16 protein-coding genes are annotated in these 18,908 nt (G+C 56.2%); 9 read left to right on the plus strand and 7 right to left on the minus strand.

Annotated features, from left to right (window positions below):
- Nucleotides 1–24: 24 nt before the first annotated feature.
- The 5 genes from IE099_RS16435 to IE099_RS16455 all read left to right on the plus strand — a co-directional run bounded on the left by IE099_RS16435 (nucleotide 25) and on the right by IE099_RS16455 (nucleotide 7,392).
- Nucleotides 25–1,587, plus strand: coding sequence for an ABC transporter permease subunit (locus tag IE099_RS16435; protein ID WP_229809553.1), 1,563 nt, complete (start codon nucleotides 25–27; stop codon nucleotides 1,585–1,587).
- Nucleotides 1,584–3,752 carry an ABC transporter substrate-binding protein gene (locus IE099_RS16440; RefSeq protein WP_189572272.1) on the plus strand — a complete coding sequence of 723 codons (2,169 nt, stop codon included), beginning with the start codon at nucleotides 1,584–1,586 and terminating at the stop codon, nucleotides 3,750–3,752. The genes IE099_RS16435 and IE099_RS16440 overlap by 4 nt, the downstream gene beginning before the upstream one ends.
- Nucleotides 3,749–4,726: an ABC transporter ATP-binding protein gene (locus IE099_RS16445; protein WP_189572275.1), complete on the plus strand. Its 978-nt coding sequence runs from the start codon at nucleotides 3,749–3,751 to the stop codon at nucleotides 4,724–4,726. Before IE099_RS16440 ends, IE099_RS16445 begins: the two co-directional genes overlap by 4 nt.
- Nucleotides 4,723–5,763 (plus strand): ABC transporter ATP-binding protein, encoded by a 1,041-nt coding sequence (locus IE099_RS16450; RefSeq protein ID WP_189572278.1) that lies wholly within the window; start codon nucleotides 4,723–4,725, stop codon nucleotides 5,761–5,763. The genes IE099_RS16445 and IE099_RS16450 overlap by 4 nt, the downstream gene beginning before the upstream one ends.
- 90 nt (nucleotides 5,764–5,853) lie before the next feature.
- A complete protein-coding gene (locus tag IE099_RS16455) occupies nucleotides 5,854–7,392 on the plus strand; it encodes a sulfatase family protein (protein ID WP_189572281.1) in 1,539 nt (512 codons plus the stop codon).
- Here the strand turns inward: IE099_RS16455 and IE099_RS16460 are convergent.
- Entirely contained in the window at nucleotides 7,354–9,396 is a 2,043-nt protein-coding gene (locus IE099_RS16460; RefSeq protein ID WP_189572284.1) for a BamA/OMP85 family outer membrane protein, read from the minus strand. The two genes, IE099_RS16455 and IE099_RS16460, sit on opposite strands and share 39 nt — an antisense overlap.
- Complete coding sequence (locus IE099_RS16465; protein ID WP_189572287.1) at nucleotides 9,397–12,927, minus strand: translocation/assembly module TamB domain-containing protein; 3,531 nt, start codon at nucleotides 12,925–12,927, stop codon at nucleotides 9,397–9,399.
- Nucleotides 12,928–13,046: 119 nt separating this feature from the next.
- Between IE099_RS16465 and IE099_RS16470 the strand changes: the two genes are divergently transcribed.
- The 3 genes from IE099_RS16470 to IE099_RS16480 are packed head-to-tail and all read left to right on the plus strand — an operon-like array spanning nucleotide 13,047 to nucleotide 14,543.
- Entirely contained in the window at nucleotides 13,047–13,466 is a 420-nt protein-coding gene (locus IE099_RS16470; RefSeq protein ID WP_189572290.1) for a secondary thiamine-phosphate synthase enzyme YjbQ, read from the plus strand.
- A 46-nt stretch (nucleotides 13,467–13,512) separates the two neighbouring features.
- Nucleotides 13,513–14,061: a DNA repair protein RecO gene (gene recO, locus IE099_RS16475; RefSeq protein ID WP_189572293.1), complete on the plus strand. Its 549-nt coding sequence runs from the start codon at nucleotides 13,513–13,515 to the stop codon at nucleotides 14,059–14,061.
- Entirely contained in the window at nucleotides 14,058–14,543 is a 486-nt protein-coding gene (locus IE099_RS16480; RefSeq protein WP_189572296.1) for a methylated-DNA--[protein]-cysteine S-methyltransferase, read from the plus strand. Before recO ends, IE099_RS16480 begins: the two co-directional genes overlap by 4 nt.
- A gap of 24 nt (nucleotides 14,544–14,567) precedes the next feature.
- Here the strand turns inward: IE099_RS16480 and IE099_RS16485 are convergent, their stop codons facing one another.
- Nucleotides 14,568–16,286 carry an ArnT family glycosyltransferase gene (locus IE099_RS16485; RefSeq protein WP_189572300.1) on the minus strand — a complete coding sequence of 573 codons (1,719 nt, stop codon included), beginning with the start codon at nucleotides 16,284–16,286 and terminating at the stop codon, nucleotides 14,568–14,570.
- Between the two features lie 237 nt (nucleotides 16,287–16,523).
- On the opposite strand from IE099_RS16485, the gene IE099_RS16490 reads away from it, so the two are divergent.
- Nucleotides 16,524–16,961: a VOC family protein gene (locus IE099_RS16490; protein ID WP_189572303.1), complete on the plus strand. Its 438-nt coding sequence runs from the start codon at nucleotides 16,524–16,526 to the stop codon at nucleotides 16,959–16,961.
- A 94-nt stretch (nucleotides 16,962–17,055) separates the two neighbouring features.
- Here IE099_RS16490 and IE099_RS16495 read toward each other — a convergent pair whose 3' ends face one another.
- From IE099_RS16495 to IE099_RS16510, 4 genes are all read right to left on the minus strand, one after another.
- Complete coding sequence (locus IE099_RS16495; protein WP_229809554.1) at nucleotides 17,056–17,433, minus strand: lipid-A-disaccharide synthase N-terminal domain-containing protein; 378 nt, start codon at nucleotides 17,431–17,433, stop codon at nucleotides 17,056–17,058.
- A gap of 103 nt (nucleotides 17,434–17,536) precedes the next feature.
- A complete protein-coding gene (locus tag IE099_RS16500; protein WP_189572306.1) occupies nucleotides 17,537–18,214 on the minus strand; it encodes a hypothetical protein in 678 nt (225 codons plus the stop codon).
- A 51-nt stretch (nucleotides 18,215–18,265) separates the two neighbouring features.
- Nucleotides 18,266–18,418, minus strand: coding sequence for a hypothetical protein (locus IE099_RS16505; protein ID WP_189572309.1), 153 nt, complete (start codon nucleotides 18,416–18,418; stop codon nucleotides 18,266–18,268).
- Between the two features lie 57 nt (nucleotides 18,419–18,475).
- Nucleotides 18,476–18,805 (minus strand): TFIIB-type zinc ribbon-containing protein, encoded by a 330-nt coding sequence (locus tag IE099_RS16510; RefSeq protein WP_189572312.1) that lies wholly within the window; start codon nucleotides 18,803–18,805, stop codon nucleotides 18,476–18,478.
- Nucleotides 18,806–18,908: the final 103 nt, after the last annotated feature.

Genomic DNA, 18,908 nt, shown 5'->3' on the forward strand with positions numbered 1-18,908 from the left:
GCAAAACTGATAGGTTGGATTTTAATGATAGGTGCGATCCTCGCTGGGATTGCCGACTGGAACCAGTTCCGGCTACCCGGGGTGGGGCTGGCCTTCGAGATGACTCGAGACATGGAGTTGTTCATGGACGCTCCTTGGTATTCCGGAGGGCAACTTCCCTGGTTGGGATGGGCGGTGAATATTCTGGTGTGGATCATTGGTGCTTGGCTGGTGGCCAGCTTTTCGGGGGTGACGAAGTTCCGTCCGCTCACTCTCCGACGGATGCAACGCTTTCGCGAAATCAAGCGTGGTTACTGGTCCTTGATCACCCTGCTGGTTTTGGGCTTCCTGGCGGCGCTGGACTTTATCGTGGTGGGCTCGGAAGCACTCGCTGTGCGGCATGAGGGGAAGTGGTCTTTTCCCGCCTTTTCATATGATATTGAAAAGGGTGAGTTCTATGGGATGGAAGGCGAAGGAGCGGCCGGACCGCCCGATTACCGTCAGTTGAGCAAGTCTTGGAAAGAAGCCGAGTTGGACTCGTTGGTGATCTTTCCGCTTTGGCGATACGCCCCAACCGGTGACGCTATTACCGCTCTGGCGACTCCTTTGAAGGTGGATGGAGATGTGCTCTATGAAGGACGCAAGCCCTTTAATGGCTATGCATCCAAGGTCTATGATTTGGAGCGCCCCGAGTTGCGCCACATCAGCTATCGCTTCCGCGACGGTCTGCGCGATGGCCGGGCGGAAGGATGGAATGAGGAGCAAGAACGCGTCTATGGCGCCACGTATCGCAAGGGCAAGCTGGTCATTGGCTCGGAAAGTTATTCTGGCAAAGGGTCGGTGGAAGAATTTTTGGGAAAGGACACCAGCGAGATTGTCCACGTTCACTTTCAACCCGCTCCTCCTTCGCGTGATCACTGGCTGGGAACTACCTCCCAAGGGTATGATGTGATCTCGTATCTCTATGGTGGCCTCCAGGCCAACTTCCAGGCCGCCTTGGTCTACATCCCTTTGGTGTATGGTATCGGAGTCACCATTGGCCTGTTGATGGGGTATTTCGGCGGAACCTTCGATTTGATCGTGCAGCGTTTCATCGAGATTCTGTCAAACGTTCCCAGCCTCTTCGTAATTATGATCGTGAGCCTCTCGGTGCCCGCGGCAGTGAAGGAGGACTATGGTCTGTGGATTATTGTGGGCATCTCGGTGGTCTTTGGATGGATGGGGATGACCTATCTGATGCGGACCTCGGCCTTGAAAGAGAAGTCACGGGACTACATCGCGGCAGCGCGGGTGATGGGGGCGACCACTCCGCGAATCCTGAGCAAGCATTTGTTACCAAACTCCGTGTCGATTGTGGTGACCTTGATTCCGTTCTCGATCTCCGGGTTGGTCATGTCGTTGGCCGCTCTCGATTACCTTGGTTTTGGTGTTCCGGTTCGTTATGCGACCTGGGGCAAGTTGCTTCGCGAAGGTCTTGAGAATCTGTCTTCTCCCTGGTTGGCAGCGACCGCCTTTTTTGCGCTCGTGAGCCTTCTCGTCCTGGTCACCTTTGTCGGAGAGGCTGTTCGGGAGGCCTTTGATCCGAAAAAATTCAGCTTCTACAAATGAGTCTTCTTCGCACCGTTTCATTTTCGTTTCTTGGCCTTGTCCTCTTGCTGCAACTTTGCGGCTGCAAGGACAATGATGAGGTGGGCAAGATGGGGCTCAATTCCGAGGCCTTCTATGCTCGATACAATCGCTACATCGCCGACTGGTTGGAAGGGGAGAAGCAGCGGGCCAGCGAGGAAATTGCCAAGATTGAGAAGTCGTTGGCGGAAGCTGCTGATGAGGAGGAACAGAAGCGCCTCCAGAGCTCCCTTGCTGAGTTTCAGCGGCAAGTGGACCGGGCAGAGTTCCGGCAAGGCCTGGGTGACTTTTTCGCCTTCAAAGACCCCGTCGAACTTCCTGAAAATCTCGTCTGGGAAGATGGAATGGACGCGCCGGATATCGGAGACCCAGCGGCCAAGAAGGGTGGTGTTTTCAACTACTTCTGGACGACTTTTCCTCCTACTGTTCGCCAAATTGGTTCCAATTCGAACAACGGGGCCAGAGGCGACTTGTATGATTTGATCGAGGTCTACCTCGTGCACTTTCATCCGGTGACGCAGCAGATCATTCCCGGGATAGCCAAGGAGTGGGCTCTCTCAGAGGATGGCCGCACGGTTTACTTCCGCCTTCATCCCGAGGCGAAATTTAATGACGGGCATCCTATCGAGGCGGAGGATTTTCTCACTTGGGCCCGACTCCGACTCGCCGATCAAGTGGATTCCATTTACTTCAAGCAGGCTATCCGCGAGCAATTCGCACAGTTCTCGGTCTATGGTCCGCATCTGCTGGGGATTACCTTACCAGAGGCCAAGTCCAAGGACTTCATGCCCTATGAGTGTGGCTCGATTGGGCCGGGCGCGACTCATTTTTTCAAAGACTTCGGCCCTGACTTTGAGGAGCGTTATCAGTGGGTGGTGCCGCCGACGTCCGCACCCTATCGCATGGACCCTGAGGATTTAGTGAAGGGTGAGTCCCTCACTCTCACCCGGGTGGATGACTGGTGGTTGCGCGATCGCAAGTTCTACCGCAACCGCTTCAATGCCGACAAGATTGTCTATCGGGTGATCAACAACCCGACCAAGGCTTGGGAACTTTTTCGCGCCGGGGAGTTGGATTATTTCGGCATCACCTTGCCCGAATACTATTATGACCGCTCGGAGATGCCTGCGGTCTTCGATGGGTATGTGGAGCGCTCGACTTGGTATAACCAATACCCGCGCTTGCCTTGGGGACTCTATTTCAACACGGCAGAACCCCCCTTGGACAACAAGATGATTCGGCGCGGGTTGGCCTACGCCACGAACTGGGACAAAGTCATTGATGTGGTCTTCCGGGGAGACTTTTCTCGCTTGGATGGCTTCACTTCCGGGTATGGAAAGATCACTAATCCCGACGTTAAGGCTCGGCCGTTTTCCATCAACAAGGCTCGCGAAGCCTTCGCTGCCGCCGGCTACACTCGAGAGGATAAGGATGGCATCCTGATGAATGAGCAGGGCAAGAGACTGGAGGTCTCCTTGACCTTCACCTCCAGTCCCGAACGGGCCAAGATCATGGTGGTGCTCAAAGAAGAGGCCCGCAAGGCTGGGGTGAATTACATCCTGGATGGTCTGGAGGCCACTTCAGCTTACAAGAAGGTGGTCTCAAAAGAGCACCAGGGTTACTTTTCCGCCTGGCAATTCACGCCGCCGGCACCGGCCTATTACGAGTATTTCCATTCGCGGAATGCTTATGATGAGAAGGGGAACCGGAAGGCACAAACCAACAACGTCTTCTCCTATGCCGACGACCGCATGGATGTCCTGACGGACAACTACCGCAATGCCCGCACAATGGAGGAGCTCATTGAGAATGCGCACGAGATTCAAGCCATCGTCGCAGAGGAGGATCTCTTCATCCCCGGATACACCAACGAGTTCTCTCGGGTTGCAACTTGGCGTTGGGTTCGATGGCCTGATACCGAGGAGACTCGTTTCGCACCGCCTCTATCCTATATTCCGATGGAAAGTTATGTCTATTGGATTGATGAGGACATCAAAGAGGAAACCTTGGAAGCCAAGCGGAAGGGAACGACGTTCCCTGAGGTAGAAAGAGTCGTGGAAGCTTATCGAACACAACCGAAACTCGAAGAACCCGCCCCGAGCGAGCCGAGACAGGAAATCAATTTGGAGGAGGGCATCGAGGAATGAGCAAAGGACTGTTAGAGATTCATGATTTGGTCACCAGTTTCAAGACCGACTCCGGTTGGGTCCGGGCGGTTGACAAGGTGAGCTTCAGCGTTGACGCGGGGAAGTCGGTTGGCCTGGTGGGCGAATCCGGATGCGGCAAGACGGTGACTGCAATGTCCATCGTTGACCTTTTACCCAAACCGTCCGGCCACGTTCTGGAAGGAGAGATTTTACTGAAAGGCGAGGACCTCCGCACGGTGTCGGACTCCCGATTGCGTAAGGTGCGGGGAGGGGAAGTCGGTGTGATCTTCCAAGAACCCATGACAGCTCTCAATCCGGTGCATCGCATTGGCAAGCAGCTGGTGGAGGTCATTCGTTTGCACAAGAGAATTGGTGCGCGCAAGGCCTTGCAGGTGGCAATTGAGTGGCTGGAAAAGGTTGGAATTCCTGACCCCGCCAGCCGGGTAATGGCCTATCCCCATCAGCTCTCGGGAGGGATGCGTCAACGGGTGATGATTGCGATGGCCTTGTGCTGTGAGCCTGAGCTGGTTATCGCCGATGAGCCCACGACTGCCTTGGACGTGACAGTTCAGGCCCAGATTTTGGAGCTCTTGGAGCAGATGCGGCGAGACCTCGGAATGTCGGTTTTGCTCATTACCCACGACTTGGGAGTCATCGCCGAGCAGTGCGAGGAAGTGGTGGTGATGTATGCCGGCCGGGTGGTGGAAAAAGGAGCCGTAGAGGATGTTTTCAAGAATCCGGCTCACGCCTACACCAAGGGCTTGTTGAACTCCATTCCGCGGCTGGAGAACGAGCGCAAGAGCGAGTTGAATACTATCCCGGGACAGGTCGCTTCGATTGCCGATTTTGTTTCGGGCTGCCGATTCTGCCAGCGTATGGGGCGCCGCAGTACGATGATTCACCGCCGCCCTCCTTATGTTGAAATCGCAGACGGTCATTGGGTGGAAGCCTGTAGAGAGTGCTACGAAGGATGAGTAACCAAATTTCGAAGAAGAACCGGCCTCTCCTCGAGGTTAACAACCTCAAGCAATACTTTCCGGTCAAAGGAGGAGTTTTTGGCCGCAAGGTCGGCGATGTGAAGGCTGTCGATGGCGTATCGCTCAAGATCGGAAAAGGGGAAACCCTGGGGCTCGTGGGAGAGAGTGGTTGTGGAAAGTCGACTCTGGGAAAATCGATCGTGCGATTGCTCAAACCCACCGCTGGCTCGATTCACTTTCAGGGAAATGACATCACGCACATGGCGCAGCCTGCGCTGAGGCCGTTGCGACAGGATTTTCAGATGGTTTTCCAAGATCCGGCCGAGTCGTTGGACTCGCGGATGAACGTGAATGAACTGGTTGCCGAACCTCTGATCATTCAGCACATGGGAAATGCGCGGCAGCGCAGGGAAAGAGTCGCGGAGTTGCTGGACAAGGTCGGCCTGCCCAAGTCGGCGGCGCAAAAGTTTCCGTTCGAGTTCAGCGGTGGTCAGCGTCAACGGATTGGTATTGCTCGTGCCCTCGCCGTGAATCCGGATCTTTTGATTCTGGATGAGCCAGTCAGTGCTCTTGATGTGAGTGTGCAAGCGCAAGTCATCAATCTGCTGTTAGAGCTGCAACGTGAGCTTGGACTGAGCTATCTCTTCATTGCCCATGATTTGGCAGTGGTGAAGCATGTGAGTGATCGGGTCGCGGTGATGTATCTGGGCAAACTGGTGGAAGAGGCGCCGGCGGATGAACTTTACGAGGATCCCAAACACGCCTACACCAAGGCACTTTTTACCGCGATTCCGGTTCCGGATCCCGGGAACCAGCGCAAGCGGACGATTCTGGAGGGTGAAGTTCCTTCGCCCATCAATCCTCCGGCCGGAAGTGCCTTCGGAAGTCGAATCAATCATCCTGATTATGAGAAAACCATTGGGGTGGACTTGACTCCGGTTGAGGTGTCGCCCGGCCATCTGGTGGCACCGGATGTCTGTTGTCTCGAGCCTGAAGTTTACGCCGGGCTGACCAAGGAGGAGCCTTCGGAGTAAGGGCTTCCGCAACTGAGGTCCGATAAACATCTCGAACGGGCTGTTCCTTTTTTGCAAGAAGAGGGGGCAGGAAGCTATTTCCGCAATAGCATGAAACTTCTGCCTCTTTTCTTGGCTTCTCTAACAGTCTCACTCCTAGCCGAACGCCCCAACATCGTATTCATCATGGCGGATGACGTGGGGCTGGGGGACCTCAGTTACCATGTTCGGGAGCAGCTGGGAAAAAAGCCGGTGGTCGAGACTCCCAATCTGGATGCGCTGGCGAAAGAAAGCTTATGGTTTACCGACGGACACTCTGCCACCTCGCTGTGCTCTCCGACTCGATATTGCGTGATGAGTGGCAACAACAATTATCGGTCCAACGCGCCCTGGGGAGTTTGGGGGACCTTTCGCGAGACGGCTTTTCGCGAGGGGGAAGCGACTCTGGGAACGGTCGTTCGTGATGCGGGGTATTCCACCGGCTTTGTTGGAAAGTGGCATCTGGGAAGCGATTTCCGCGACAAAAAGACAGGCAGAATCTATCGTGGAACTGATAACGGCGACCTCTCAGGCAAGGTAGACCTTACCAGAATGACTGGCAATGGCCCCCGCACCTGGGGCTTTGACTACGACTTCACATTGCCTTGTGGGGTGCAAGGACCCATTTATCTGGCCTATGAGAACCGGGAATGGTTTCCCCTCCAGAAGAATTCGGAGATCGTCTTTCTCGATAAGAACAATGCGAAGAATTCAAAAGACCTGAGCTCGAAGGGGCCCGGGATGGGGGACTCGCAGTGGGATGCGCGGGAAATTGCGGAACTGGTTTCTCGCAAGGCCGCCGACTTCATTGCCGCGCAGGAGAAAGACAAGCCCTTCTTTCTCTACTACTGCACCCCCTCGGTGCATCTCCCTCACTGTCCGCCCGAGCAATTCGAGGAGCGCGAAGTCAAAGGCACCACTCCTTCGGCTCATCTCGATATGGTGGTGGCGCTCGATCTGGAAATCAAACGCATCATTGAAGCCCTCAAGGGAAATGGATATTTTGAGAATACGCTGATTGTGTTCACTTCCGACAATGGCGGGCTTTTGTCTGATAAAAATACGATAAAGAGCGGGCACCGCTCGAGTGGAGGATGGGCCAAGGGTAAGAATGCGCCGGAAGAGGGAGGACACCGGGTTCCCTTTTTTGCTTTCTTGAAAGATAAGATTGAACCTGGTTTCTCCGCCGAGCCGGTAGTCAATCAGGATATGCTTGCTACCTGCGCGGCCTTGGTTGGGACGGGTTATCCGGATAACCAGGCGATGGACTCAAATAATTTGCTTCCACTACTAACTGGGGAGGGAGAGTATCAGCCGCGGGAGTTTCTCATGCAGCAGGCCGGGGCGCTCAAAGAGGTTCACTTTCGCAAAGGAGATTGGAAAATTATCATTCAGAGTGACAACCAGCTGAAGACTTTCGAGCCGATTGCATTGTACAATCTCAAAAATAATCCCAGCGAACTACCGGAGAAAAATCAGCTCGGAAATCCTGCTCACAAAGAGACCGCTTCCTCTTTGTTGGAGCAATATCTCACGACTCTTCGCTCTGGCGTTCGGACGGTTCCGTTGCCCTTAAAAGGAAGCTCCGATGGAAAAGTGGAACGCCCCTGAGGGATCGTCTGATGAAGGATTGAGGGCGTGGCCATACTCGAATCGGATGGGACCAATTGGCAGGTCAAGGCGAAGCCCTACCCCGGCAGCGAGCTTGGGATCGAACGATGGCCATGAAAGGGCCGACTCGTCCAATGAGCCCGCGTCAAAGAAAACGACCGCCTGAAGCGGACCAGCCAAGGTGCGAATGTACTCGGCATTCGCATACCAGAAGGCCTGCCCGCCCCGAGCACTGCCATCGACTTGGGGACCCAAGTCGCGTTCGGGGAAAGAACGCACGGAATCCGAACCTCCGAGGAAATAGCGGAGGTCGACGGGGAGTTCGTCACCGTCGGTTGGAGAGAGAATTCCGGTGCGCAAATTGAAGGCCAAACCGTTTTTGTCATCCAAGGGCAAGTGATAGGCCACCTGTCCATTGATGCGGAGAAACGCATTGGGAGTATCGGCGGTGACAGCTCCGAGTTCTGCTCTCACTTTGGCGAAAAGACCTTTGGTCGGAGATACCTTCGAGTTGCGACTGTCGTAGAGCCAGGTGGCACCAACGGTTGCGAGGAAATAATCGGTCTGGCCAAGGGCCTCGACCGGAAGGCCCTCGGGCTGCACGGTGGCGAAAGACAGTTGGGCACCAGCTTCCCAAGTTTGCCGAGGGGAGAGTTCCCCGGAAAACAGAATCCCTACCCCCAGTTCGAACTTGAAGTATTCATCGTAGGTGCGGGTGAGGGCAAAGGCACGAGGGGTGGCGCGGAGGTCATAGCCGAGCACGAAGGGGTCGGTAACTGATACTTCACCCAGGAAACCAATTGCGGAGTATTCCGCCGCAATATTGAGATTGTAGAGCTTCCGCATAAAGTTGCGGTCGTAGTAGGAAGCTCCAAGGATGTAGCCCTCCAAAGAACCTGCCCCCAGATAGTAGGAGATGCCTTTCGGTTTGCCTTCTTTCAGGTGAAGCGTGACGTCGATGGCCCGCGCTTCTGCGTCGACGACCCGGTCGCTTGAGATGGAATCAAACGCACCCGTAGAGAGGAGGTCATTGCGCAAATCGGTGATTTTGGTTTCATCATATGGTTCGCCAACCGAGCGATTGAATAGCTTTTGCACCCGGGTGATATCCATCTTGTCCGGACCGGTGATGAGTGCTCGGCGCAATTGATATTGCTGGCCAGGGTCCAAAGTAAGAGTAATGCGGGTGCTTCCGTTTTCGTGGGTCGCAACCAACTCTGCATCGGCGAACTGATAGCCTTTGTCTCGCATCTCCCCCGTGGCACCCCCTTTAATCTCGCGCAAGATTTCAGCGGTTGAAGTTTTGCCGACAAAGCGTTGCAGGCGGGTGGGAAGCTTGGGCAACTCGGGGGGGATTGTGCCTAGCAGTTCGAGTGAAACGATTTTGTGCAGCGGTCCCGGATCGGCATTGATGGTGAGGTTGACCTTGCGCGAAGTGGGGTTAATTTCGGGTGGCCCCAGTTTGCCTTCCGCTTCCCAATATCCCTGCGCCTTGAGATAAGTGATTGCGCTCTTCGCCGCAGTATCGACCTCGTCCGGAAGATAGGGGACATCCGTGTCTCCTCCCACCAGACTGGTTCCCGTGAAGTACTTTTTCATCGTGTCGGCGTCTTCGCCATCGACGCCAACCACTTCGACTTTCCCAATGGTCAGGCGAGGGCCGCTGGTGACAGTGAGTACGATGGACTTGCGGTCCGCAGGAATCCGCCACGAGATGGTGACGTCGGAGTACCCTTCCTTTTCAAGCAAACGACTGACAAGAAAGTCCGCGTCGTCGGCTCGGGAACGCGAGGGAGGGCGCGAGGTGATAAAGTCCAGCCTCCCTCCCAAGCGGGTTAGGACCTCCTCCTCCGAGAGTCCGGTCAGGCCAACGATCCGCACTTGGGTGACGGTATCGGACTGTAAAGCGAATGCCGAACAAGCCAGAAGGTTTAAAAAAAGCATGGTGAGCCAGCGAACCCACTTGAGACCGTTGAACCGTTGCGCTGGAAGAGAGAAAGTCATTTAGTCGAATCGCAGAATATACATTACGAGCCCTCTGGTATTGCTTTCAGAGTCCACTGCTGCCGTCACAAACCAGCGGTCACTTTCAGGGACGGGAATGGTTACCGAGTTGCGACGCTTGCCAGTGAAAGGGTCGGCTCCGGCCACTTGAATTTCGACATCCTTGAGAGGTTCCGCGAATTTAGCCAAGGGATGGAGGGGAGAGCCTGGTGGGGCTCGGCGGATCTGTTCGATCAACAGCTGGAAGGCTTTCCCCCTCGCGGCATCTGGATCTTCCAAGCCCGAAGTCGTCGTTCCGGTGGCCAGCAAGGTGATGACTTCGCTTTCGGGGAGTGGCGGGTTGGAGGAAAAGTTGATTGTGGGCTTGGTCGCCACCCCCGAAACGAATAGGTCGACATTATAAGGGGGTATCCGGGATTGGGCCCGAATATCGAGGGCGGGGATAAAGCCGTTTTTCGGCGAGAAGGTGGCACGGCCTCCCTTGATGGTGAGGGTAGAAAACGGAAGGGCCGCGCTGAGTTCTTCCACCACCAGTTCACCATTCAACTGCGGATTGGCCAACACGCCTGTGGCAGTGAGCTCACCGACCACCCGACCGTCCGTCAGGTTGCCCCGGACGAGGAAGGGGTCAATAGTCCGAGCCCGCAAGTCGATGGTCCAGCTGCCAAACGGATCCGGGATTGGAAGAGCATTCTTGTTGCCGGTAGCTTTGGGCTTCTTGGAAACGGATGGCAGTTTAGGAGCCTTGGGCATGGAGACGGGAACGTTGAGGGGGAGGAGCTCGATGTCTTTATAGAATAGGGACTCAACCACCCCGAGCTCGCCGCTGAGTCGGGCCTTGGACAAGGGGCCGCTTAGTTTTAGGGCGGCATCCAAGCGGGCGTTGATGTTGTCGTCCCGCCAAGCGAGAGCTTTGTCCGCAGAAAGTCTCAGATCGAAGATTGGGTCGCTGGTGTCCTTGAGGTCGACAGTGCCTGTTAGATCAAAGAGGCCGCCATCCACGGAGGTGCTGAATGGGTCGATCCGCACCACGTTTTCCGCGAAACGAAGCTTGAGTTTGGTTTGTCTCACCCGACGCAGCCGGTCGATGTCGAACCGGGCTTTTGGCAGGTCCAAGTCAAGGTTTCCGGTGATATTCGGAGTGCGGAACGTCCCGGCGGCATTGGCTTCGATAGCCAAGGTTCCTTCCAAGGAGGTGATAGCGGGTGAAAGGTCGGCGAAGGGAGCGAGCTGCACATTCGGGGCGCTTGCCCGGAAGTTGAAAGACTCATCGAGAAAAGCTTTTGGGTTTTCGGCCCATTTCTTGGGGTAGAAGCCCGTGCTGCCGTTTACTGCTATCGCATTGCGGCCTTCAGGTTCAATGGTGCCATCCAAGGTCAGGCTTTGACCGGCACTGGCCCAAGCGAGGCGAGCGTCGGTCGCAGGAAGCTGGGAGACTTTTTCCAAGGTGAAGCGTTCGAGCAGAATTTTGCCAGCCATTGAGGGCTGGGCTGGTGAGCCTGCCACGCTGACGTCCAGGGTCAGAATGCCCTGAAGACCATCTGGAATCGGGAGAGCCAGTAGCTCGCCGGTGGCAGGGATATTGAGTCGATCAGCATTGAGTTCGACCGACCATTTCTCTTCCAAGGTGAAGTAGTTTGCGAAATCAAGGTCGAGCGAGAAGGGAACGGAAACTTTTCCGGTGACCAGTTGTTGCTCACCCTTGATGACCGAGAGTTTAGGTATTTCGACTCGTTTGCCATCCCAGTGAGCTTCTGTAAAGAGCCGCTGGTCCTGCTGTTGGACCTCGAGTCGGGAGAGATGGACTGAGCTGATGCCTTCGTAGTTCGCATTGAGTCCGACCAGAATCGGAGTCTGTTGGTCGATGGCAATTCTGGTTTGCTCTAAGTTCAAGCGGCCCCGGTGACTTTCGATATCAGGTAAAGAGCCGTTGCCCTGCCAGTCGAGAGAGATGGTGCCTGCGAGGGGAAAGTCACCTACGGAAAGCCGGATGAAAGGTTGCAGGGTGTCGGCCTTGAAGTCCTTTGCGGTAAAAGTGGCCTCGTAGGACTGGCTCTTGGGATTGAAGCTGGCGCGTGAGGAGAGAATCGAGTCTTCGCTTTGCTCGATGAGCAGGTCGGCCTTGATGTCGGAATCGGCATCGATGTAGTTCACCACCAGCTCGCCCTTGCGAAACTGGGCCTCGGCCCAATCCAGACGATTGAATGAGAGGGAGAGCTTGGAGGCGGCGGGTTCGCCGTCTTTGAGGGAGACAGTACCTAACAGAAGCGCCTCGCCTTCGGGCCAACCGTCGGGTGGGGTGGGGAGATTGAGGGGCGGCGCGATTCCTTCCAGAAAGGAGGCCAGGGACGCGAGTTCGGTGGTGATGTCGGAGCTGGAGTTCTTCCAAGCTTCCGCGGGACTCTCGGCGGTTTCGGGTGCCAAGGTGGTGGTGACCTGGAGCAGTTGGGGTTGCTTGGGGAGTTCGAAACGGACGGCGGTATCGATGGTCAGTCCGGACTTTTCGATGGTCAGCTTCGTGGGGGGCACCGCGCGCTCCTGGTAGCGGTTGCCGTCCAAGGTCAGCGTCAGGTCCAGGGCCCATTGGTCGAAGGTTTGGTCAAGGGCCGAGGCGGTGACCTTGAGGTCTGTTAGTCTACCTTCGATGCCCTCGGCCGCAGGAGCCATCTCCAGGAAAGGGGCCAGGTCGAGAGCTTGGTCAGCCAAGGTGGCGGTCACTTGCGAGCGCAAATCGGTCTGGAGGTCGATGGCACTGTTGAAGGCTGCCAGCCGGCCATCGACGAAAAGGGGATCGACCTCGAGCACCAGGTTGGGCACCGCGACTTCGGCAGCAAGGGGAATGTCCGAGAGGGAAAAGTTGTCCTCGTTCCAGACGATTTCGGCTGTGCCCGGTTGGAAGGTTTTGTCCTCAAAGTCAGTCACGGTGCCGGGTTCCAGAACAAAGCGGGAGTCTCCTGACGCGTGGGCGAGACTGGCCTTCTCCAGACGATAGAAATTTTGCTCGGCCTTGTGCACATGGAGATTCAACTCGCCGATGCGAATCTCGGGGTGCGTGGCCGCGGGACGGTATTTGGCCAAGAGGTCGCCGAGACTGGAATTCGAGGGCTCCTTTTCCTTCTTGGGTTCGGAGGAGGACTGGCTGAGATCAAGGTCAATGGTGAGGCTGTCGGCGACGAGACTTTCGATTTTGAGGTCTTTGAGCTCGAGCGGATTGTAGCGAAGCTTGAGGTTGGTCGCAGAAAGCGTTTTGAGCGGAGAAGTTTCGCTGCTCAAGTTGATGGAGTCGATGTTAGGGCCTTTCCAGAGGCTGCCGGAGATCTCAAAGTCGCCTTCAAAGCCACTTTTCGCCAAAAGGTCAGGTCCGTATTTTTGCGCCAGCCAGCGAAAGCCGGGTCCGTTGAGCCAGACCAAGGTTCCCCCGAGAACGAGCAGACCAACCAAGCCGAGCACCCCAAGACGAGCCAGGCAGCCGGAGCAGCCCTTCTTCTTGTCCGGCGGACTTTCATTCTTTTCTAGTTCTTCCTCAGGCAACGCTTCAACTATCAGCTGAAATCACGCCAAGGCAAAGGGGGATGGCGGTCAGTGGGTCGAAAAAAATGCTGGCCCGAAAGAGGATGGACGCGAGGGGGCTCTTTGAACGAGGTTGGGGCATGGCCGCATACACCGCCGCATTTTCAGTGAGCACCACGGGCAAGGGAACCTACGAGATCACTCGTGAGGTGGAGAAGATCGTTGCAGAATCAGGGATCGCTAGCGGAACCGCGACTATCTTTGTCCGGCATACCAGCGCCAGTCTGGTGATTATGGAGAACGCGGACCCCTCGGCGCGGACGGACTTGGAGGCCTTTTTCGACCGATTGGTGCCTGAAGATAGTGACTACTTTATCCACACCTGCGAGGGGCCCGACGATATGCCCAGTCACATTCGGATGGCCCTGACCCGCACCAGCGAGGTGGTCCCAATCGTGCAAAAACGCATGGTCCTTGGCACTTGGCAAGGTCTCTTCCTCTTCGAGCATCGCCGCGCCCGCCATCATCGGCAGATTGTGGTGGCGGTCGTGGGCGAGTGACCTGCTGGTTGCTTTCCTCCTTTTCGAACCGAGCTAGAGTGCTCTCGTGGAAAGCGCCACCGGCATCATCATTCGCACCCGCAAGCTCACCGAGACGAGCTTGATTGTGTCCTGGTGCACGGAGGAATGGGGGGTGATGAAGACGGTGGCCAAAGGCGCGCGGGGCGCAAAAAGTGTCTACGCCGGCAAGCTGGACCTGTTCATCGAGGCCGAGTTTGGCTGGGTGCGCAGTCGCAGCAGCACGAGCGAATTGCACTCGCTGCGGGAGATGCGGGTCGTCGACCTCCGGCAGTCGCTGCGCGGGGACTACGGGCGCACGGTGTTGGGCGCCTACTTCGGTGAGTTGGTGGAGAGAGCGGTGGAGAGCGAGAGCGAGGTGCCCGAGATTTTCGATTTGCTGCGCCGGGGGCTCAATTTTCTCGCGGAGGGCGGGGAGTGTCGGCGGGCGATGCCTTTTTTCGAAAAGGAGATGGCGGGCTTTCTGGGGGTGGGGCGCGACAAGGGGTATTCCGCCCGCTTGCAGGAAGTTCTGTCCGGGGGCTTTCCCCGGAGTCGACGCGAGGCCATGCGTGTGGCAGGGTTGAGTGAAGGATGAAAACGAACACGCTTTTTCTTGGTCGCGAGATGGACTCGCCCGTAGGTAGCTTGACCCTCCTGGCGTCGCCGAATGGTCTCGCCGGGGTCTACTTCGAAGACCGGTATGAGGAAGAGTGGGTTGCGGGAGAAAGTACTTTTCTCGACCAAGCGGAGAAGGAATTAAGGGAGTATTTTGCAGGTCAGCGCGAGGTCTTCGAGGTCGCGCTCGACCCGGTCGGAACGGACTTTCAACGTGCGGTTTGGAAAGCGCTGGAAAACATTCCGTTCGGGGAAGTGGTGAGCTATTTGGCCATCGCCGAGGCCATCGGCAATCCCAAGGCCGTGCGTGCGGTGGGGCTGGCCAATGGAGCCAATCCCATCTCCATCATCGTGCCTTGCCACCGCGTCATCGGGGCCAATGGCAAGCTCACGGGATACGGCGGAGGACTGGACCGCAAGCGCCACCTCTTGGTGCACGAGAAAGCCGGAGTGCTTTGTTAGAGCCTGATTGAAGCGGACAACCGCCTACTCGATGATCACGGCCTCGATCCAGGAGGAGGTGGCAGGGGACCAGCCGGAGACCACTTTGGCTGTATCGATTCGTTCTTTTCCAAAAAGGGTTTCCAGCTCGGCGGTGTTGTCGTCGGCGAGGGGAATGTCTTTCTTTAGGGTCAACAAGGGGAGCCAGGATTCGTCGTCGATTCGCCAGCGGCGTTTGGTGGCAATGGAGAGGCCGTCTTGGTCCGGAGTGAGTTCATCCAGATTGCGGAAGCTCCAGATGCCGCGCTTTTCCTTGTCCTGAAAGTCATCGAAATACCACACCAAGGACGGCTCCTTGTAACCTGCTGCGGCCAGCGTGCCAGCAGGGTATCCGGCGGTTTCTTGCAAGCGCAGGGTGAGGTGGGATTTGCGAGCTACTGCGGTGGCGAGCAGGAAGAAAACGGTGAAGGAGGCAAAGGACGAAATGGTGGCGATTCGCGCCAATTTTTCCCGCCGCATCAGGGAAGCTCCGACAATAGCGAGCGACATCATGACCCCGCCGAGCAGGGTGACCAGCAGGGCCAGATCGAGAGCTTCGCGTCCGCGGGTGGCTTGGGAGAGTCCGATGATAATCAGCAGCAATCCGAGGATCGCCGGCAATGCCAAGGCGATGTTGCGCACGATGCGGCCGAACTTACCCAGCGCGATTCCCTCGCGATAAGTCAGCGCGAGAAGGAGGAAGAAGGCAGGGTAACCGGGGAGGACGTAATGGGGGAGTTGAGTCGCGTAAAAGGAGAACACGAGGAAGGGCGCGGCTAGCCAACTCAGCAAGAAGTGGGTGTCTAGCGAACCTGCCTTGAGCGACTTTTTCAAGGTGGCGGGCAACTGCGCAGTCCAAGGCAGGAGGAAAGGAATGATGATCAGGAAGTAGTAGAGCCCGGGGAGGAAGAAGCGCTTGTTCATCGCGCCCGTTCCCCGTTCCACCACATGCTTGCCAATCCCGATTCCAAAGTAGGCCCCCTCGGTATCGATGAGGGCGGGAATCCCCCAAATCGCCACCAGCGCGAGCGATGGCACTAGGGTGATGAGCACCGCCTTCTGCGCGCGCCAGACTTGGCTGCGTTGTTCTAACAGACCGCTCTTGGTCGCGTCGTCAGCTTTGCGCCCTTTCCACCAAAGAATGCCGAAAAAGACCAGCAGCGCGGTCTCGGGGATGGCGTAGGCGAGGGGGCCTTTGGCCAAAAATCCCAGCGCGAACCAGAGGGTGAGGAGCAGGTAATTGAGCCAAGCCTTGCCCACGCCATGCATCACCTTGTGCAAGGTCGACATGGCGAGGACGATGAACAGGATCAGCGGCATATCCGCGACCGCCAGCCGCGAGTGAATCAAGACCTGCAGCGCGGTCAGCCAGCCTGCTCCAGCGAGAAAGGCCATCTTTCGATCCAGACCCAAGCGCCTCGCAAAGAAAAAGAGCGCGATGGCCACCAACCAGGAGGAGAGCACCGAGTGCATGCGGGCCCCGAATTCGTTGATTCCAAAGGCCGCAAAGTTCGCGCGCATCCACCAGTAGGTCAGGGGCGGCTTGTCGAATCGATACTCGTCGTTGAAGTAAGGCACCGCCCATTCCCCCCGATCGATCATCTCCACGGTGGCGTGGGAAAAGCGGGGCTCGTCGCGATCGACCAGAGGAAGTTCCCAGATTCCAGGAATCAGAGCCAAAATCGCCAGCAAGGTCAGGCCGAGGGGTGAGAAGAGTTTGTTCAAGGTGAAAAGGGTAGGCGGTATTCTGAACAGAAGGGAGCAGAGATAGCAAAGATCGAAGTTGCCTGTTTACCGGCAAATCGTCGGCTCAATCGGTTCTCGGACGAATCATTTGTTTGGTCGAAAGGGGTGCCCAGCTGGCTCACGCACGAACTTTGCCCATTTAGAAGAAAAGTTCACCTTCCTGTCCTTTCGCCTTCATTTCGTTTGTCTTATTATCGAGACTGACCCTTGAACTCTATGAAAACAATAATCGAACCTTACCTGTTCTTCGACGGGTGCTGCGAAGAAGCCATCGAATTCTATGTTGCCAACCTTGGTGCCGAGGTGGAAATGATGATGCGCTTCAAGGATTGTCCTGACCCGCTACCGCCCGGCATGGACTCCGAGGAAAATGCTGACAAGGTGATGCACGCAACCCTCAAGATCGGTGAGAACAAGGTAATGGCTTCCGACAGCTGTTGCGGAGAGAGTGAGGAAAAGGTCCAATTTGCGGGATTTTCACTCTCCCTCGCCTTCGAGTCCGAAGCCGATGCGAGAGAGGCCTTCGCCAAACTGGCCGACGGCGGCGAAGTGGCCATGCCACTGGGCGAGACTTTTTGGTCACCCTGTTTCGGGATGGTCACGGATCGATTCGGCCTGCAATGGATGATCACTGTGCAGGAGGTTAAAGCCTAACAAGAGAGAAGTGCGAGTCGATGAGAAGGAGCTCCCAAGAAGGAGGTCGCGCACTCGCTGATTTTCAAGTGCTGCCGACTCCACGCCCGGCGGCCTACTCCTTGGGTGCCGGACCGGTCTTCAAATCCAAGATGAGATTATAAAGGCCGACGAAGGAGGGGAATAGATTGGCTAGCACGCCGACGGAATCGGTTTTTCCAAAAGTGAAGTAGGTGAGGAGCGAGATGGAGCCGAGGACGGACATGATCCAGAAGATGCGCGGCATCTTGACCTGCTTGGCTTTCTTGGAGGCGATGAGCTGCGGAAACCAACGGCCCGCAAACATGGTGACCCCGAAGTAGCCGATGATTTTCCAAGGGTAGAGCACGACCTCTTGTCCGAAAAGTGACCCTTTGAAAAAGGGACTATGCATCCAGCCGTCTCCATCGGGCAGGTCAGCAACTTCATGAGCGAGAATCAGTAGGTCGAACATGGGAGGATTGAACATCGATCACAGCCTCTTGAAAACCGCCGTTCCTGTCTGCGAAGGGGATTTGGGGAGACGAGGAGTTGGGCTAGGCGCCTTCTCAGTTTGCTTAATTACTAGCTGCAGGAGTCGGGATAGTCGTCCAGGCGGCGATTCGTTTGTTTTCCTGAACCGCAGGGTGCCTAGGACCGATTCCACTAGCATGGAGATCTTCGATTCGCTTCTCGGCCAAGTTTCGGACGGCTTCTTTTGCTTTGCTGTCGAGATTGAGGATAAGAATCTTCATTTCATCCAGATGGCTTCGTTTGACAGTCCGGTCTTGCCATCGTTTGAGCTGAAGCTGCAAAGTCGCCATTCTGGAGAGATGTGAGTAAGCTTGGATTGGTTTCTCACCCCATACTAGTTGATGAAGCTCCTCCTTCTTCTGTAGTAGTTCATCCTCAATTCGTTGATAGCTGGTGACTTCGAGAATCGTTTCGGCAGGAACTTGAGTGGAAAGCATAAGTTTCGCACCCTCGAGATCATTGACCGATGAGATGTTGCCGAGGGAGACGATTTCAATGTGATAGGGGAAAGGTGTCTTTTCGGACAAAAGCAGCCTTGGTTCGAATTCTGCCGCTTCGAGTGCGGCTCCGACCGTGTGATTGGTATCAGCAAGACTAACCGCTCCCGGCTTGGGAACATCGCCCAAAACCCAAAGCCGGTGTGGCTGGAGGTCGCCGAACAAAGGGCTGGTCGCTAAGATGGTTCCAGCAAAGAAGGCTTTGAGAGGGAGTAATCGTTTCATCGCGGATATCGGCCCGTTGGAAGGCCCACCCCATGAACGACACCCGTAGAGTCATTTGTTCGCGGAAAGGAGGGCTAGAATCGGAGCGGGGTCCGCTTGGGTCTCGAGCCAGTCCCGGAACGCGGTCGTCTTCTCGTAGGCTTCTTCTCCAATGCGTTGGCGGAGTAGTTGAGCCAATTTGTCCTCTTGCTCGGCACGGCGCACTTTGTTCTGCCACGGAAGGGTGAATACAAGGTGGAGTTCGTCGTGAAAGTTATGCGCTCACAGCGCTTCCCATTCGCCTCGATCCAGCCAGATTCCACCCGAAGGAGAACGGTCGATGGTGAAGGAAAAACCGTGGCCGACTTTGTAGCGCAGCATAGGCATCCCACTCTCGGGGCAAAGGCGGGTTGAGGCGGTCTCTTCCACTTCGGGAAGGTCGTCGCTTGAAACAGGGAGTTGAGGAAGGCGGCTGGGGTTCTTTCCCAACCAACGCCAGTAGGAGGCCGCAGGAATGTAGTGACCACCGGACTCAGGGCATTGGAACGCATCGAGGTTGGGTTCGAGTTCGGTTTTGGTGAGGGTGGTTTTCGGTGAAACGGGGCTTTTCATGGAAGGTTTGAGGAAAGTTTCTAAAGAAAGGCTATCGTGGGATGCCCCTTTGGGGCGTGGGGAGTTGCGGGGGGGGGGGAACGGAGTTGGGGAATTGCTGTTT

It is taken from the genome of Roseibacillus persicicus, from assembly GCF_014651675.1.
Lineage (GTDB): Bacteria > Verrucomicrobiota > Verrucomicrobiia > Verrucomicrobiales > Akkermansiaceae > Roseibacillus > Roseibacillus persicicus.

Excerpts from the sequence above, each read along its gene's own strand:
- IE099_RS16435 (WP_229809553.1), top strand. The coding sequence starts at position 25 with ATGATAGGTGCGATCCTCGCTGGGATTGCCGACTGGAACCAGTTCCGG.
- IE099_RS16440 (WP_189572272.1), top strand. The coding sequence starts at position 1,584 with ATGAGTCTTCTTCGCACCGTTTCATTTTCGTTTCTTGGCCTTGTCCTC.
- IE099_RS16445 (WP_189572275.1), top strand. The coding sequence starts at position 3,749 with ATGAGCAAAGGACTGTTAGAGATTCATGATTTGGTCACCAGTTTCAAG.
- IE099_RS16450 (WP_189572278.1), top strand. The coding sequence starts at position 4,723 with ATGAGTAACCAAATTTCGAAGAAGAACCGGCCTCTCCTCGAGGTTAAC.
- IE099_RS16455 (WP_189572281.1), top strand. The coding sequence starts at position 5,854 with ATGAAACTTCTGCCTCTTTTCTTGGCTTCTCTAACAGTCTCACTCCTA.
- IE099_RS16460 (WP_189572284.1), bottom strand. The coding sequence starts at position 9,396 with ATGACTTTCTCTCTTCCAGCGCAACGGTTCAACGGTCTCAAGTGGGTT.
- IE099_RS16470 (WP_189572290.1), top strand. The coding sequence starts at position 13,047 with ATGGCCGCATACACCGCCGCATTTTCAGTGAGCACCACGGGCAAGGGA.
- IE099_RS16480 (WP_189572296.1), top strand. The coding sequence starts at position 14,058 with ATGAAAACGAACACGCTTTTTCTTGGTCGCGAGATGGACTCGCCCGTA.
- IE099_RS16490 (WP_189572303.1), top strand. The coding sequence starts at position 16,524 with ATGAAAACAATAATCGAACCTTACCTGTTCTTCGACGGGTGCTGCGAA.
- IE099_RS16495 (WP_229809554.1), bottom strand. The coding sequence starts at position 17,433 with ATGTTCGACCTACTGATTCTCGCTCATGAAGTTGCTGACCTGCCCGAT.
- IE099_RS16500 (WP_189572306.1), bottom strand. The coding sequence starts at position 18,214 with ATGAAACGATTACTCCCTCTCAAAGCCTTCTTTGCTGGAACCATCTTA.
- IE099_RS16510 (WP_189572312.1), bottom strand. The coding sequence starts at position 18,805 with ATGAAAAGCCCCGTTTCACCGAAAACCACCCTCACCAAAACCGAACTC.